The organism is Pinirhizobacter soli, from assembly GCF_015905305.1.
In the GTDB taxonomy this organism is placed as follows: Bacteria; Pseudomonadota; Gammaproteobacteria; order Xanthomonadales; family Rhodanobacteraceae; genus Pinirhizobacter; species Pinirhizobacter soli.
In genome coordinates, this window is record NZ_JADZLQ010000003.1 from 67,421 (window position 1) to 81,168 (window position 13,748).

The 13,748-nt window shown below is 59.9% G+C and carries 11 protein-coding genes; 5 read left to right on the forward strand and 6 right to left on the reverse strand.

The features are described from left to right. The 3 genes from NDK18_RS13750 to NDK18_RS13760 form a co-directional block, all read right to left on the reverse strand. Entirely contained in the window at window positions 1-2,457 is a 2,457-nt protein-coding gene (locus NDK18_RS13750) for a TonB-dependent receptor plug domain-containing protein (protein ID WP_250628073.1), read from the reverse strand. 338 nt (window positions 2,458-2,795) lie between these two features. After that, window positions 2,796-3,380 (reverse strand): RDD family protein, encoded by a 585-nt coding sequence (locus NDK18_RS13755; protein WP_250628074.1) that lies wholly within the window; start codon window positions 3,378-3,380, stop codon window positions 2,796-2,798. A 17-nt stretch (window positions 3,381-3,397) separates the two neighbouring features. Then, window positions 3,398-4,942, reverse strand: coding sequence for a rhomboid family intramembrane serine protease (locus NDK18_RS13760; RefSeq protein WP_250628075.1), 1,545 nt, complete (start codon window positions 4,940-4,942; stop codon window positions 3,398-3,400). Between the two features lie 95 nt (window positions 4,943-5,037). Between NDK18_RS13760 and fos the strand changes: the two genes are divergently transcribed. Beyond that, window positions 5,038-5,451: a fosfomycin resistance glutathione transferase gene (gene fos / locus NDK18_RS13765; protein ID WP_250628076.1), complete on the forward strand. Its 414-nt coding sequence runs from the start codon at window positions 5,038-5,040 to the stop codon at window positions 5,449-5,451. Here fos and NDK18_RS13770 read toward each other — a convergent pair. Further along, entirely contained in the window at window positions 5,448-6,323 is an 876-nt protein-coding gene (locus NDK18_RS13770; RefSeq protein ID WP_250628077.1) for an NAD(P)H-binding protein, read from the reverse strand. The two genes, fos and NDK18_RS13770, sit on opposite strands and share 4 nt — an antisense overlap. A gap of 527 nt (window positions 6,324-6,850) precedes the next feature. On the opposite strand from NDK18_RS13770, the gene NDK18_RS13775 reads away from it, so the two are divergent. From NDK18_RS13775 to NDK18_RS13790, 4 genes are all read left to right on the forward strand, one after another. Next, complete coding sequence (locus NDK18_RS13775; protein ID WP_250628078.1) at window positions 6,851-7,441, forward strand: TetR/AcrR family transcriptional regulator; 591 nt, start codon at window positions 6,851-6,853, stop codon at window positions 7,439-7,441. 106 nt (window positions 7,442-7,547) lie between these two features. Continuing rightward, entirely contained in the window at window positions 7,548-8,078 is a 531-nt protein-coding gene (locus tag NDK18_RS13780) for a GNAT family N-acetyltransferase (RefSeq protein WP_250628079.1), read from the forward strand. A gap of 182 nt (window positions 8,079-8,260) precedes the next feature. Then, a complete protein-coding gene (locus tag NDK18_RS13785) occupies window positions 8,261-8,692 on the forward strand; it encodes a nuclear transport factor 2 family protein (RefSeq protein WP_250628080.1) in 432 nt (143 codons plus the stop codon). 112 nt (window positions 8,693-8,804) lie between these two features. After that, window positions 8,805-9,569 (forward strand): tetratricopeptide repeat protein, encoded by a 765-nt coding sequence (locus NDK18_RS13790; RefSeq protein ID WP_250628081.1) that lies wholly within the window; start codon window positions 8,805-8,807, stop codon window positions 9,567-9,569. Between the two features lie 46 nt (window positions 9,570-9,615). Here NDK18_RS13790 and NDK18_RS13795 read toward each other — a convergent pair whose 3' ends face one another. Beyond that, the gene (locus tag NDK18_RS13795; protein ID WP_250628082.1) at window positions 9,616-11,340 is read right to left on the reverse strand and encodes a tetratricopeptide repeat protein; all 1,725 of its coding nucleotides are present in this window, start codon (window positions 11,338-11,340) and stop codon (window positions 9,616-9,618) included. A gap of 227 nt (window positions 11,341-11,567) precedes the next feature. Beyond that, window positions 11,568-13,544 carry a glycoside hydrolase family 76 protein gene (locus NDK18_RS13800; RefSeq protein ID WP_250628083.1) on the reverse strand — a complete coding sequence of 659 codons (1,977 nt, stop codon included), beginning with the start codon at window positions 13,542-13,544 and terminating at the stop codon, window positions 11,568-11,570. Between the last annotated feature and the right edge of the window lie 204 nt (window positions 13,545-13,748).

Here is a 13,748-nt window from a genome sequence, read left to right on the forward strand (position 1 = left end):
TTAGAACGTGTAGCGAACACTGCCATACCAGTAAGCGCCGTTGCTGCCGATCGGTGAAATCACATCGTAGGGAAAGTTTCCGCCGTAGTTGATGTCGCTATCCGACCGCGTCGGATATTGGTTGGTGATGTTGTCGCCACCCAGGGAGAAACTAAGTCGAGGTGTGGCGTGGAACTGCACCTCGGCGTCCAGCTGGAACCTTGGCACGTAGGTTTGCGTAGGCTCGAATCCATCGCCGAAATCGAATACGCGGGTGGTCGCACCTTGCCGGGTAACGCGTCCGAGCAGGCCCCAGCGCTCGTTATCCCATCGCGCCGTAAAACTTCCACGCTGGCGCGGTGCGGCGTCGGTCAACGTATTGCGCGCTTCCACACCGAACAGCACGTTATCCGCACCCGCGGCCAGCAAGGCGGCAGGCGTCGCCTGCACGCTGCGAATCTGCGTGTTGTTGTGGCTGTACGCGAGGGTCAGCAGCAGCTTTCCGGCGGCAACGGCTTGGTGGTAGTTGCCCACGGCCTCTGCACCGCGAGTGATCGTGTTCACGGCATTGGTGAAGAACTGTACGCTTTGCACACCGGGAACGCCGAAGTTCTGCTCGATATATTGCTCCAGGCCATCATTGTCGATTGTCTCGGACAAGGTGACGCGATGATCGATGGCGATCTGGTAGGCATCGACGGAAAAGTCGAATGCATCGCCTAATTGCCCAGTCAGGCCCAGGCTGAAATTACGCGCCTTTTCCGGACGGAGTGACTGCGCGCCCAGATCGCGCGCCAGTGGGTTGTTGACGGAAAGAATGCGGCCGGTGACCAGCTTGCCGTCCGCACCGTAGCCGGTGGTGGTCGCCTCGTAACCCACTTGGCTGAGCGAGGGTGCGCGAAGGTTGTTGGAGGCGGCGCCGCGCAAGGCGAAGCCCGGGGTGAATTCCCAGCGCGCGCTCAATTTGCCGCTCCAGTTGCCGCCAAAGTCGCTGTAGTGCTCGTACCGGCCTGCCGCGTCAACGAATACGTTATCCGTCAGGTCGCTGGAAGCTTCCGCATACGCGGCCTGGACGTGGCGCGACAGGTCGGCCCGGTCCTGCGGCTGCAGGCCACCACCGGCCTGGGCTCCCGCTGGGGCGTCTATCGGGCCCACGGCATAGGACGCCGGGTCACCCGCGCCGGTGGAGAAGTGCTCGCGACGGTATTCCCCGCCCACGGCGAGGGTCCATGGCCTGCCGGCGATGTCGAACTGGCGGTTCGCGTCGACATTGGCCGTACCCTGATTGAAAGCGTAGCTACCGATGTGGAAGTCGGTCGGGCTGGCCGTACCCAGGGATGCGTTGAGGGAATGCCTCAGGTCGTAGTCAAATGCATTCCTGCCCCAGTTGAGGCTACCGTCGTAGTTCCATTCGCCGGCCGTCCCGCGGATACCTCCGGCCGTCTGCAAGTCACGGTTGTGTCCGAGTGACTGCGGCAGATAGCCATCGGGGTAGATCGATGGAACGTTGGCGCTGCTATCCGGGTAGCGGAAGTAGTTGTCACCCGTGGTATGCCGTTGCGTGTAGGTGCCAAAGCCATACAAGCTCGCGTGGTCATTCAACGGAAGCTCGCCGTTGAACCAGCCGTTGTAGCTTTCGTTGGGAGGATCCCCCGCGGCGTAGTTTCGTCTGCCCTGCAACGCCAGGTTCGCCGGCGTCGGATCGGCGATGAAATCGGGCACGGTGTCGTAGCCCGCGCGGTTGGTGCCGGCATGATGGCTGGTTTCCACGCCCGCGTGCAGAAATCCCGCGTCGCCTAGCCGGGTGCCGAAGTCGGCGGACGCGTATCCACCCTGGCCATCGGTGATGGTGCGATCGGTGGGTGTGAATTTTGTATGGTAGGCACCATAGTTCGCCGAGACCTCGCCTCCGCTCGGTGCGTCCTTCAGGATGATGTTCACGACGCCGGCAATGGCATCGGAACCATACTGTGCTCCGGCACCATCACGTAGCACCTCGACGCGTTTGATCGCGCTGATGGGAATGGCGTTGAAGTCCACCGGCGTCGTGCCATTACCGATCTTGGTATCGGTGTTCACCAGGGCGGAGGTGTGAAAACGCTTGCCGTTGACCAGCACCAGCACCTCGTCCGGCGACAATCCCCGCAGCTGCGCAGACCGCACATGGTCCGACCCTCCAGAATTCGACTGGCGCGGAAAATTGAACGACGGCAACAGCACGGCAAGGGCCGCGCCCAGTTCGCCATTCACGGCACCCGCGCTCCGAAGGTCTTCCTGGGTAAGCACATCAACGGGAACCGGCGAGTCCAGCGACGTACGGTTGCTTGCACGAACCCCCGTCACCACCACTTGGTCGAGCGTCTTGACCTGCCCTGCCTCGGCACTGGCCTGGGCGCCAGCAGGCGACGACAGTGCGGCACTGCCGAGGACAAATGCGAACGAACACGCACGCCGAAGCGCGTTGGCGGGATGAGTCATGGGCGATCTCTTGGGGTAGTCGCGACCGCCGTGCGGCACGCGAATGCGGCGGCAGGCGTAGTGGCTTTCAGCCTTAAACGTCGAGCGGCACGTCCGCTACGGCGTCAGCCCGGACAACATCGGCCCATCGCGCCGCCATGCGGCACGCGATTGGACAGAACGTTGCAGTGTGCGGTGGGCAACAAAGTGTATCCCCGGGGTACGACTGGCAGTGGGCCGGCCGGCAGAGCGCCGGTAGCCATTTGTTGCACCGCACGAGCGCGTTGTCAAGCCCCTTTACCGAAGCAAAAAGAAGGCTAGCCGTCCAAACCAGGATGGTCAGGCACCTGGATGCGGGTTCAGTCCGCCGGCAAGGCCGGAGGCTCTGGAGCCACGTCGGCGACATCTGGCGACTGCGCCTTGCGAACCACCACCGTCCCGGCAATGAAGTCGTGGATTGTGCGACGCTCGCTGTTGGTGAGCATGACGATCAGTAGCCCGAGGCCCCAGAGACGAGTTAGTCCTATCACCCACGAATACCAACTCGGTGAAAGCGCAAGCAGGGACACGTTCCGATGACGCCAGTCGAGCGACGCGTAATCGGCGTCGGTTATTGTCAGCGCCGCCACGACCAGGGCAAGGAAGCTGCAAATGGACAGGAACAGGTAGACGATGTAACGGAGCAAGGCCTGCTGGTAGCTGACAGGGAGTCCATTCACACGAACGATTCGCAAGCCGACAAGCAACTTGCCGGGCGTGCCACCAAACCGCGTCACGAGATAAACGTGATACCCGAGGTTGAACAGCAATAGAAGCACTATCGATACAACATAGGCCTCGCGCCCCAGGCCACCCAACGCGATGTGCAGGGCAAGGACTGGGAGCAGGACGACGACATCAAGTAGCTGCGCGCCGACGCGGCGCCAGAACGTCGAGTAGATCATGGGGGAACTCTGGGCTATCACGGCTTCTTGGACCTCTCGGCTTTGAGCTCGGACAGCGCCTTGTCCGCCGAGGCCCTCTGGGCATTTGACTGTTCAAGGATTGCCATATCGTTGTTGGGCAACGACCGGGCAAGCAGTGCAAACTGCTGCCTTCTGGCATCAAAGTACTGAAGCAACAAGTTGTGAAGCTCAAAGTCCGCGTCCCCAGGCTGCAGTTGAACGGCGGCGACTTCGCTATACAACGCATCCCATTTCGGGGAAACCGCGCTGGAAAGTTCCCTTGCCACTTCCTGGTTGGACAACTTTTGACTCGTGGTGCGCTGCTGCAGTGCGTTTGTCGCGCCGACAGCGACATTTTCATCTTCGCTAAGGTGCCCAAGCAGCACAGCGAACTGCCTGGTGCGCGCCGTTTGCGCGTTTGGATGTGTCATTGGCCAGCTCAACGCGAATAGCGCTGCGGCGCCGAGGGACACTGAAAGCCAAAAGCTCGCCGGTCGCGGGGCACGGCGTGCCTCGCTCGTCAGCGGCCGAGCCAGGACGAAACCCATCGCCAGACCGGATACCAAGCCGCCAATGTGTGCCGCATTGTCCACGCCCGTGTGGGCCACGCCGTAGAACAGCGAATAGGCTGCAAAACCCAACGTGCTGTTGCGATGCTCAATCATCACCGATTGGGGCACTTCGTTGCGTTTGTTCATCACAAAGGCAAGCATGCCGCCAAAGACACCGAAGATCGCGCCCGACGCACCGGCACTGTTGACGGTCTGATTCCAAAGCAGGCTGACCATGCTCGCAGCGATGCCGGCAAACAGGTAGAGCACGATGAAACGCCCAGTACCAAAAAGGCGTTCAACTGTGCGGCCGCTGGCGTAAAGCGCCCACATATTAAGTGAGACGTGGATGACCCCGAAATGTACGAACATATTGCTTAGCAAACGCCACCACTGGCCACCGGCGGTAAGCGGTCCGTAATTCGACCCCCAAGACAGCACCGCATTGCCGTCGACTGTAAAGATGCCAACGCCGCTGACGCACATGGCGATAAACACCACGATATTGATTCCAACGAGCACCGGAACAGCAATCGCCTTCGGGCTCAGCGCATCCAGACGCTCGTGGAATTCGGACCGTTCGGCCGACGCGACAGCAAACTCGGGCGTCTGATGCGCGGGAAGCCGCGATGCCAGTCGGGCTGCAGCCAACGTGCTGGAGGCGGTTATTCTGATCGAGAAAAACGTACCAGCGCTATTGCGCAACTGGAGAATAATCGCTTTGTCCGATCGTTGTACGTTGAATGCGTCCGAGTCGGGAACATCAAAATGCTTCTCTTTGCACAACCACCCAAGCCTGCAGGATCTACCATCGAAGCTTATGACTGAGCCCTGGATCGTGATGCGGCCGTTTCCGCGAAACTTTGCCGGTCCAATTTCCAAACCATAGTGGTTTGCAGCCTTCTCAAATCTCACGGCGAAGCGCTCGTCCCCGTACGCCACGGCTTCTTCCTGAGTTACGGCAGACGCGTCCATGCCGCCGCCATCAAGCACGACTTGCTGATCTTCCATTGAGCTCCCCTGTACCTCTTGGGAGCTTGCGGTCTCACCCGATAGTTCGCAAGTCGCAAGAAATTGCCGATGGCAGCGTGGCATAGTCCCCGCTCATGGCACCCACGATCACTGGCTTGAACCACCTTACCCTGGCCGTCCACGACGTGTCCCGCTCGGTTTCCTTCTACACCGAGGTCTTGGGCTGCAAACTACGTGCCGTGTGGGACGAGGGGGCGTACCTCGAGGCCGGAGAATTGTGGCTTTGTCTGTCCTACGATCCAGCCGCCCGCACTTCACCGCATCCGGACTACACCCACATGGCTTTTACGGTCGTGAAGGGTGAATTTCAGGCCCTCGCTGCGCGACTAGCCGCAAGCTGCCCGACGTGGAAGGACAATCGCAGCGAAGGGGAATCCATGTATTTCCTCGACCCGGATGGCCACAAGCTGGAGATTCATGTGGGCAGCCTTGAGTCCAGGCTCGACTACTACCGTGCCCATCCGGAAAAGAACGTCCGCGTTCTTTAAGACGTCGGTAGCAATGGCCGCAAAGCGTCGATCAATACGGTCTCGCCATGGAAGACCTCCGCCGAGCCTGGTTCGACATCGACAAGACCGCCTCTATTCTTGGCGTCATTGGCCTTGATCAACAGGTCGGCAAGGCTCGGCGCCATGCTTTTCTCGAAGGTCTGTTTCCAGTGCGACCGAGGCACCGACCTAGCGATGATGGCCCGGCCCGAGAGTTCGGTCAGCGCGGCCGCAACATCGTTTGCGCTATACCGACGGGGCCCTTCGGCATGGACGATCTTAAAATTCTCATCGGTGTGACGCAGCAAAAGCTTGGCGGCGATAAGGCCAAGGTCCGATGCGGCAATCGTTGGAAGCTCCATGTCCAGCTGGTCTTGAAACGTCGGCAAGAAACCGGACTCAAGCGCCACCGGGATAACGCGCGCCCAATTGTGCATATGTTCTGCTGATCGAAGGATCAGCTTGGGTGCATCGAGTTGGCCTAGCCGCTGCTCGAATCCCTGGAAGACGGTGGGCATCCCGATGTCATCGGCAACGTGCGCGCCGTAGTCGGAGATGGCCAATACCCGCTTCGGCGGCGTCTGCTGAAGAGCCTTGACGAGGCTGTCGATGGAATGCCGGAGAGCAGCGGCGGGGTCTTTCTCCCGAGGCGCAACCGGAATGATGATCTGTACGGCGGTCGCGTCGGCGAACGATTTGGCGACCGCATCTGCGTCGTTCAAGTCGACCAGGGCGATATCGCATCCTAGTTCCCTGAGCGGGGCTGCCTTTGCGGAATCGCGCACAACCGCCCTAACCGGAACACCCGCTTTGCGCAGTGCCAACGATGTTGCAAACCCGACATTTCCTGTGGCTCCAACGACTACGAACATTCTCGACTCCTTAGCTTACATTCTTGGACTGCTCACTTACCCGCCAACCAGAGGGCTGCTTGACGTCGGATGACAGCGCGCCTGAACTTTGGCGCGAACCAAGTTGTGGATGTCATGACGCCCGAGGATCGATAGCGTTTCACCGTCTCGACATGGGGCTTCCAGCGAACAAAGTTTCGCATATCGTTTTCCGTACGCCAGACCGAGACTGATCCCGAACTTCGCTCGCCGATATCCACCCATAACCACATGCCTATCGCGCCTGGGAGCTCGTGCCAGCGGCGTTTCAACGCCAATCCGTGCAGGGCGATACCCGGGAGAAGCAGCTTGCGGGAGGCCGTAAAGCGCGTAACGCTGACGAAGACATTGCTTGATTGGGCCGATTCGTCGGGCCCTTTCGTCCACCGAGACCAAATCACATCGCACTCCTGACGACCCGCGCCGGGTCTTACAGACTTCGAGTCGGTAATTTATCCGACTGTGAGTCGGTAAGTCAACCCGCCGCGATTTTCATGATAAAAAGGCGCATGGCACGACAAGCAGAACGAAGTGAAACCACCCGCGCGGCGATCATTGAGGCCGCCACGCAGCTCTTTGGCGAGCGGGGATTTGATGAGACAACGGTCGACCACATTGCCGCGGGCGCAAACGTAGCCAAGGGCGCCGTCTACCATCATTTCGCCAGTAAAGACGCTATTTTCGAGCTCGTCTTCGAAGCGGTCTCCGAGGCCGTGGCCCGGGACGTCGCGACCGCCGGTCGCCGGGCGGCCGATGCAATCGATGGCATCGCGGAGGGAACCCGGGCCTATTTCCGGCTTTGTTCGAAGGGGCCGACGCGACGCATCATCCTCATTGATGGGCCTGTCGTTTTAGGTTGGCAGCGGTGGCGGGAGATCGACAGTCGCCACTTCGGGGCGATGCTGCCCGCGGCCCTCCAGGTTGCGGTATCCCGGGGCCTGGTTGCAGACCAGCCCGTGGAGCCGATTGCGCGCATGCTGCTGGGGGCAGTCACCGAGGCTGCCATGGTATGCGCATCAAGCCCATCGCCATCGCAAACCATGCGGCAGTATGGCAATGCGTTCGAGCGGCTCCTGTCCGGACTACGGCAACCGGGATAATCGGCTCGGCGTGCAAATTCCCCACAAGGCACGCATAGCTTCATCGGCATGCGAGTAGTGGCCTTCGATGTCAATCGGCCGAGCGCGGCCCCGCTTAGGTGTGTGCATGAAGGACGAAGCCCCTCTCACTTACAGGAATTCGGTCCCTTCGGATGCGAAGAGCCTCCCACCGATGGCTCGCCGCATTTTCGTCGAGACGTTCGCCCACCTCTTTGAACCAACCGCCTTTGCCGCCTTCTGCGACTCGGCCTATGGTGAGAATGGTTCGATGGTGCAAGACCTGGGCGACGCCCGCATCCTGTGGCGGATCGCCGAGGCGGAAGGAAAACCCATTGGCTATGCGAAGTTACGCCCATTGGCCGCACCCGCGCCCGACGCGGCCTTGGGCGCGCTGGAACTTCAACAGATCTATGTCGCGGCGGAATGGCACGGCAAGGGCGTGGCGAGGGAGCTTCTGGACTGGTCCGTATCAGCAGCGCGTCAACTTGGCGCCACAGAGCTTTACCTCACGGTCTTCGACCACAACGAGAGAGCAAAAGCCTTTTACGGCAAGCATGGATTCAGCGAAGTCGGGCGCTGCACTTTCACGCTCGGTGGGCGGGATTATGATGATCGCGTCTGGCTAAAGCCGCTTTAGTACCAGCGCTTCCCGAAACGACCACGCCCTCACCCAAAGCCGCCGTAGAACACTTCTCAGGGACTGTTCGTCCCGTCTTTCGAGCCGCTCGTCCCAGGCGTAGTGCGGCTCCACGTAGGCACCTCCAGGCTAGGCGAACGAGCGCATCGCCATTGTCGATGCCCGCCCTGCCCGGAGTTGCCATGAAATACCTGACTGTCGCCGCGACACTCCTCGCCCTCTCGGGCATCCATGAGGCAGAAGCCGCCCAATGCGTCACGGCAACGGAGCATTCCGAGGCGGCCATTCAACAGCTGGAAGAAAGCTGGTCGCGCGCGTACTGGACCGGCGATACGGCTTTCCTGCAATGTTTGTATGCTCCAAAGCTCCTTAGCGCTGATTCCCGCGGAAAACTTACAAGCAAGGAAGATGACATCGCCTCCTCCTTGAAGAACCGTGGCAAGCAGTGGACCTCCAACCAGCATGCTTACACACGCACAATCAAAATGTTTGGCAACACGGCCGTTGCCACTAGTTTCAAAGGCGACGACGCGCACGGTTTCCGGGTCACCGATATCTACGAGTATGACGGCAAGCAGTGGCACGCGATTTTCTCGCAAGATACGAAGTACTGATTGACCCGTCGAAGCCAAGAAAGACCCATGCATCGCCATTATTAGCGGGCTAGGCTTTTCACCCATAAATATCGTAGGCTGCGCTGGCACTACCCACCGGGGGGAGTAGGTCATGCGTCCAGCACTTGTTGTGCTTGCAGTTGTCGTTTGTATCGCCGGTTGCGCATCGTCATCGTCGCCCAAGGCGGATGCCGGCGCGCACATCGATGTCGTCATGAGTCCGAACGCTGAAGGAAGTGACTTCTATGCGCTTGACGACGACGGCCAGAAGATTACCCATGCCATGCAGATGGTCCACAGCGGCCAGATCCAGGCGGCCATAGACGGCCCGATCAACGAAGTCATTGCGAAATTCGAGAAGGAATACGCGGGCAAGCGAGTGTATTCCGCGCGTGGCGCCGCAGAAGGCATCATGTATGCAGCATTGGGGGGTACGACAGGTGCCAAGCCCGGCGAACATATCGTCGTGATCGGCCCCTCCTGGGCCATGGCGTACTGGGCCCGATCTTATGCATTGACCGAGATGAACCGCACGACGGAGGCTGAAGCCGACCTTCAAAAGGCCTTGGCACTCTCGCCGATGGACGGCCAGTACAAGAACGAGTTGGCTTACCTGATCATGCGCCGCGGCAAGATATCGGAGTCGCTGGCGCTGTACAAGGAGGCCGAGGAATATGCCGAGATGACATCCCCGTACCCGGTGGAGGTCAAGTGCGTCGCCTTGCGAGGCCAGGGCTACGACCTGGTCGAACTCCATCGCCTCGACGAGGCGGAAGCCGCATATAAAAAATGCATGGCCTTGGTACCGGACGAGCCCAAGTCCAAGGCTGAGCTTGGCTACATTGCAGAGCAGCGCAAGAAGGCCAGCAGCAAATGATCTGCCATGCAGATCATTCCAGCGTAAAGGACTGGTAAGCAGCGACTCAATGCAGCGGTGAACTACTGGATAACGATGAATGGCTTCTCCACCACTCGCGCGCCGCTTGTCTAGCTGCCAGCAACTGATCAGGCGGCATCGTTGTTCTTAGCCGACGCAGGTCATCATAGGCAAATATCGCCACGTTTTCGCTATGGGCAAGAGCGATAAGGAACCATTGCCACGCTTTCACGTCATCCTTCGGCAACCCTCGACCCAACATATATGCGGTCGCCAAGGAACCCTGCCCGGCTACACTCCCATGCTCCGCCGCCACCGAATACCAATGAGCGGCGGCGGTGGCATCTTTCGGAACCGACAAACCAAAGAGATAAATGCTCCCAAGTTTGTCCGCAGCTATCGCGTCGTTTTGTGTGGCCGCATTTGTCAGCCACGAGAGTGTCTGCGTCGTATCGCGCGTGACACCCCACCCATTCATGTAGAGGAGACCGAGATTGCGCTGGGCTACCGCATTGCCCTTCATGGCCGATTTCTGAAACCATGAGGCTGCTAAAGCAAAATCGATCGGACCAGCCATGCCTTGCTCAATCATTTCACCCATTTCTTCTTGAGCTTCTGCATCGCCTTGCTCGGCAAGGACTTCGGTTTGCGCGACAGTATCCTTTACTTCGGCAGGCCATGCGGGCAGTCCATTGACGATCACTTTTCGTATCAATTGTCCATGTACCACCATGGCATCTCGATAGCCCAAAGTGTTTGCCTGGTTAAACCAGTAGACGGACAATGCCGGGCCTTTCGAGGGCAAGTCACCACGGTAATAAATAACCCCGAGTTCTGATGCCGCTTCTGCACTCCCTTGCCGAGCAGCCAACTCGAACCATTGGGCGGCCCGAGCGGCGTCTCTTGGGACGCCAGAGCCGTCATGACAACCGAAGTTATAAATCTTGCCCAGTTTGTACTGGGCCAGCTGATTGCCGCTTTCTGCAAACTGCGTGAGCTTGCGCTGCGCTGTTGTATCGCCCTCAGATGTCTCGATGGCCAGTTGCGCCACATCGGTCTCGACGAGTTCGATGGTGGGATCTTCAGGTGATGCATATTCCTTGGGGCAGGTTCGATCCCAGGACTTCGCATCGACGGAGCGTGGCGCTGCCGTCGGCATATTCGGAAACGCCAGCTTTTCCTTCAAAAAAAGCGGCGCGACGAATGGCCTAAGCATCAAGGTGGAAAGCGCTACAACGAGGATCGAAAAGGCCAGTCTCTGCTTGAAAACCGATGGACTTAATGCGCCGTCAACCATCTGACTTCTGCGAACGGAGCGAATGGGTATTCCCGACACTAGACATAGCACCACTGCGGCTGTCAGACCGACCCATGCCGGCATGACCATGGCTCCCAGCAGACTTCGATTCAATACGTTAGGCAATGGCAGATGCGTCATCGCCGTTGTATGAAAGCCCGCCGTCCAGTTCAATAGCGAACCAAGCAACGCCCCCGTCAATACACCGAGCCCGCATACATAGACCGCATTGAGACGAAATACTTTCTTCAGCCCAGTTACCGCGAGCAACCCGATACTAAACGTCGCGACCGAGGAAAGGATCAACACGACCAGAAAGATCAGCGCCATCACCATATACGCTTGCGCGGGCGCCATAAGAAATGGAAATCGCAGCAACGTGAGCTTCACGAGTGCGAGGTACACCATGGGAGGAGTGATGGCGCATGCCGCCAAGCCAATCCAGAGTCGCCGCCTATGCTGACGCATTTCCATGGCTTCTTCCTTAATTAGACTTCGAACCGGGCTTCCGCGTTCATTGGGCCCCCTTTGGGTCGAAAGCGGACATCGCGGCAGATCATAGCCTGACCGGCCCGCTGTTACGCAATCTGGAGACGCCCCTATATCCCACCCACACAGATATACGCGAGGTTCGCATAGCGGCGGGGTTCGCGCCTGCCTCCGTCCCCTCTTAATCGGGGACGAAGGCACTGCTGAGTCCACTATTCGACGATATTCGCCGTAACGTGGTACACGCGCCCACCCCAACCATCATTGGGGAACGCATCGGACACCTTTAAGTAAACCGGCTTGGACCCATCAGCGGCGGCACCGAGGTACGGTGTCAGGTCGATGGTTCGGTCAGCCTTGTTCGAGCCGTCGGTAACCGGCTGCGTCTCCTGCAGCACAGTCGTCCAGTTCTGGTTGTCTACGCTTACCTGCACCAGGAATTCAGCGTCGATCGTCAGGATGACCTGCGCCGAGGTGGTATCGGCCGGGAATGGGAACCGATAGGTGAAGTGGGCGTTGCCGTCGGCAAAGCGGTTCTGCACGCCGTTGCTCTGCGAGCCATCGGGATCGAACAGCCACGGGTTTTCGTCGACGGTGCCGGTGTCGAAGTCGATTTTGTGGGCGACCAGCACGTCGGCCTGGGTGCTGAAGCGAAGCCACGCTGCCGTCACATTGGCAGTGACCATGTGGTGCCCATCCGTCGCCAGGCTCGGCACGGTGACCTTTAGCGGAATGCTGCCGCTAACGGGGTTCGCGATTCCGTGCGGTTGCAGGCGCAACGTGGTGACGCGTGGCGAGACGCTCCACCCGGCGGGGGCATCGATGACGGCAAGTGCTTGCAGCGGGAAGAAACCAGTCGCCGAAACGCCGAGGTTCACGGCGATGGCCGAAGCGCCGGACGCCGCGGGCATGATCACCGATTGCGCGGGGGACGTGGTCGCGGCCAGCGACTCCAGTGGCGTGAAGGTCGGCACCTCCCCGATCAAAGCGCTGAGCGCACTGGCCTGGGTGCGCCAGTCGAACACGTTGGGGTGGTCGTCGCTGGTGGCACCAGACCATCGGGTACCGAGCCGGTCAGCGGCGTCGCGATCGTCGTTCCATATGCTTTCGGCCTGGGCCTTGAGGAACGCCGCATACCGTTGATCGTGGGTCGTGTCGACAAGATCGGTCCAATAGCGCGTGAATATGCCCTTGAACTGCTTGCCGTTGTCGTCACAGGTCTGGTCCAGTGCGTCACAGCTTTCGGTCAGGATGCCGTTGCTCACCAATGCGTTCGGACCGATCGCGGCATCTGCCAGGCGGCGCACTGTCGCCAGGATTTGCGGGTCTTTGGTTGCGCGCCACAATTCCAGGCCGCCGCCGATAGCCATGCCCTGGTTGTAGCTCCACACGGTCTGGCCGTTGTTGGTGCAGGCGTCGGTAAGGCCGTCGTTGACCAGGCCGTTGGCATTGATCATGCCGCTGCCGGTGAACCATGCCCACGCCGTGCGGGAGCGCGCCAGCCACACCTTGTCGCCACGGATCCGGTTGTGCAGTTCGGCCGTGAGCCGGATCCACAAGCCGTTGGTGACGGCGTTCTTGTAGGTGCGCTCGGCATTCCACCAGACGCCACCGCCGCAAGTGCTGGTGTCCCAGTAGCCGTTGACGTAGTTGGCGATGGCGACCGCCATGTCGAGGTACTTGTGGTTGCCAGTCAGGTCATAGGCCTGCACCCAGGTCAGGCCCCACCACTCGGTGTCGTCGATGGCCCGGCTGGTGAAATTCCCGAGCAAGGGATCACCGGACAAAACGCCGCCTGGAAACACGCCTTTGTCTTTCTCGAAGGTATTGTCCAGCTGGCTGACATAGCGGCGGTCGCCAGTGCGCTGCATGTAGTCGCCGATGGTCTGCAGGGCAACCGCAGAGTTCCACCAGCTTGATGGAAACCAGGCTTTGACGGGGTCGTAGGAACTCATCAATACATCCGCCGCCACACGGGCACGGGCAACTGAGGTGGGGCCATCGGCTAGCGGATTGGGTGGGGGTGATCCTGCCGCTGTCGAAGGCAAGGCGACGGCCAGGGCCGTCAGGCTGGCCACGGCCAGCAATGTCTGGACGCGTATGCGTATGGCGACGAGTCGGCCGGCAAGGATTGCCGGGAAACGGTTCAACCGATGCACGAACAGCTTGGACTTGATCATTAAAGTCATGATCAGCAGCGCTCCTCTTGGACTCCCACGAAGGGAATGGAGGCTATGCCTCCCCCACCGATCCACAGCCGGACCGTGGGAGGTGATCCGACCTGGAAACGTGCACGCATGGCGCCGTTTTGGGGGGTGAGGGAGGCTACGGCTCGTGCGAGCCCGCGAAGTGTTGCAGAGCTACTCCCTCGATATTGAGAACCACGTCAATGC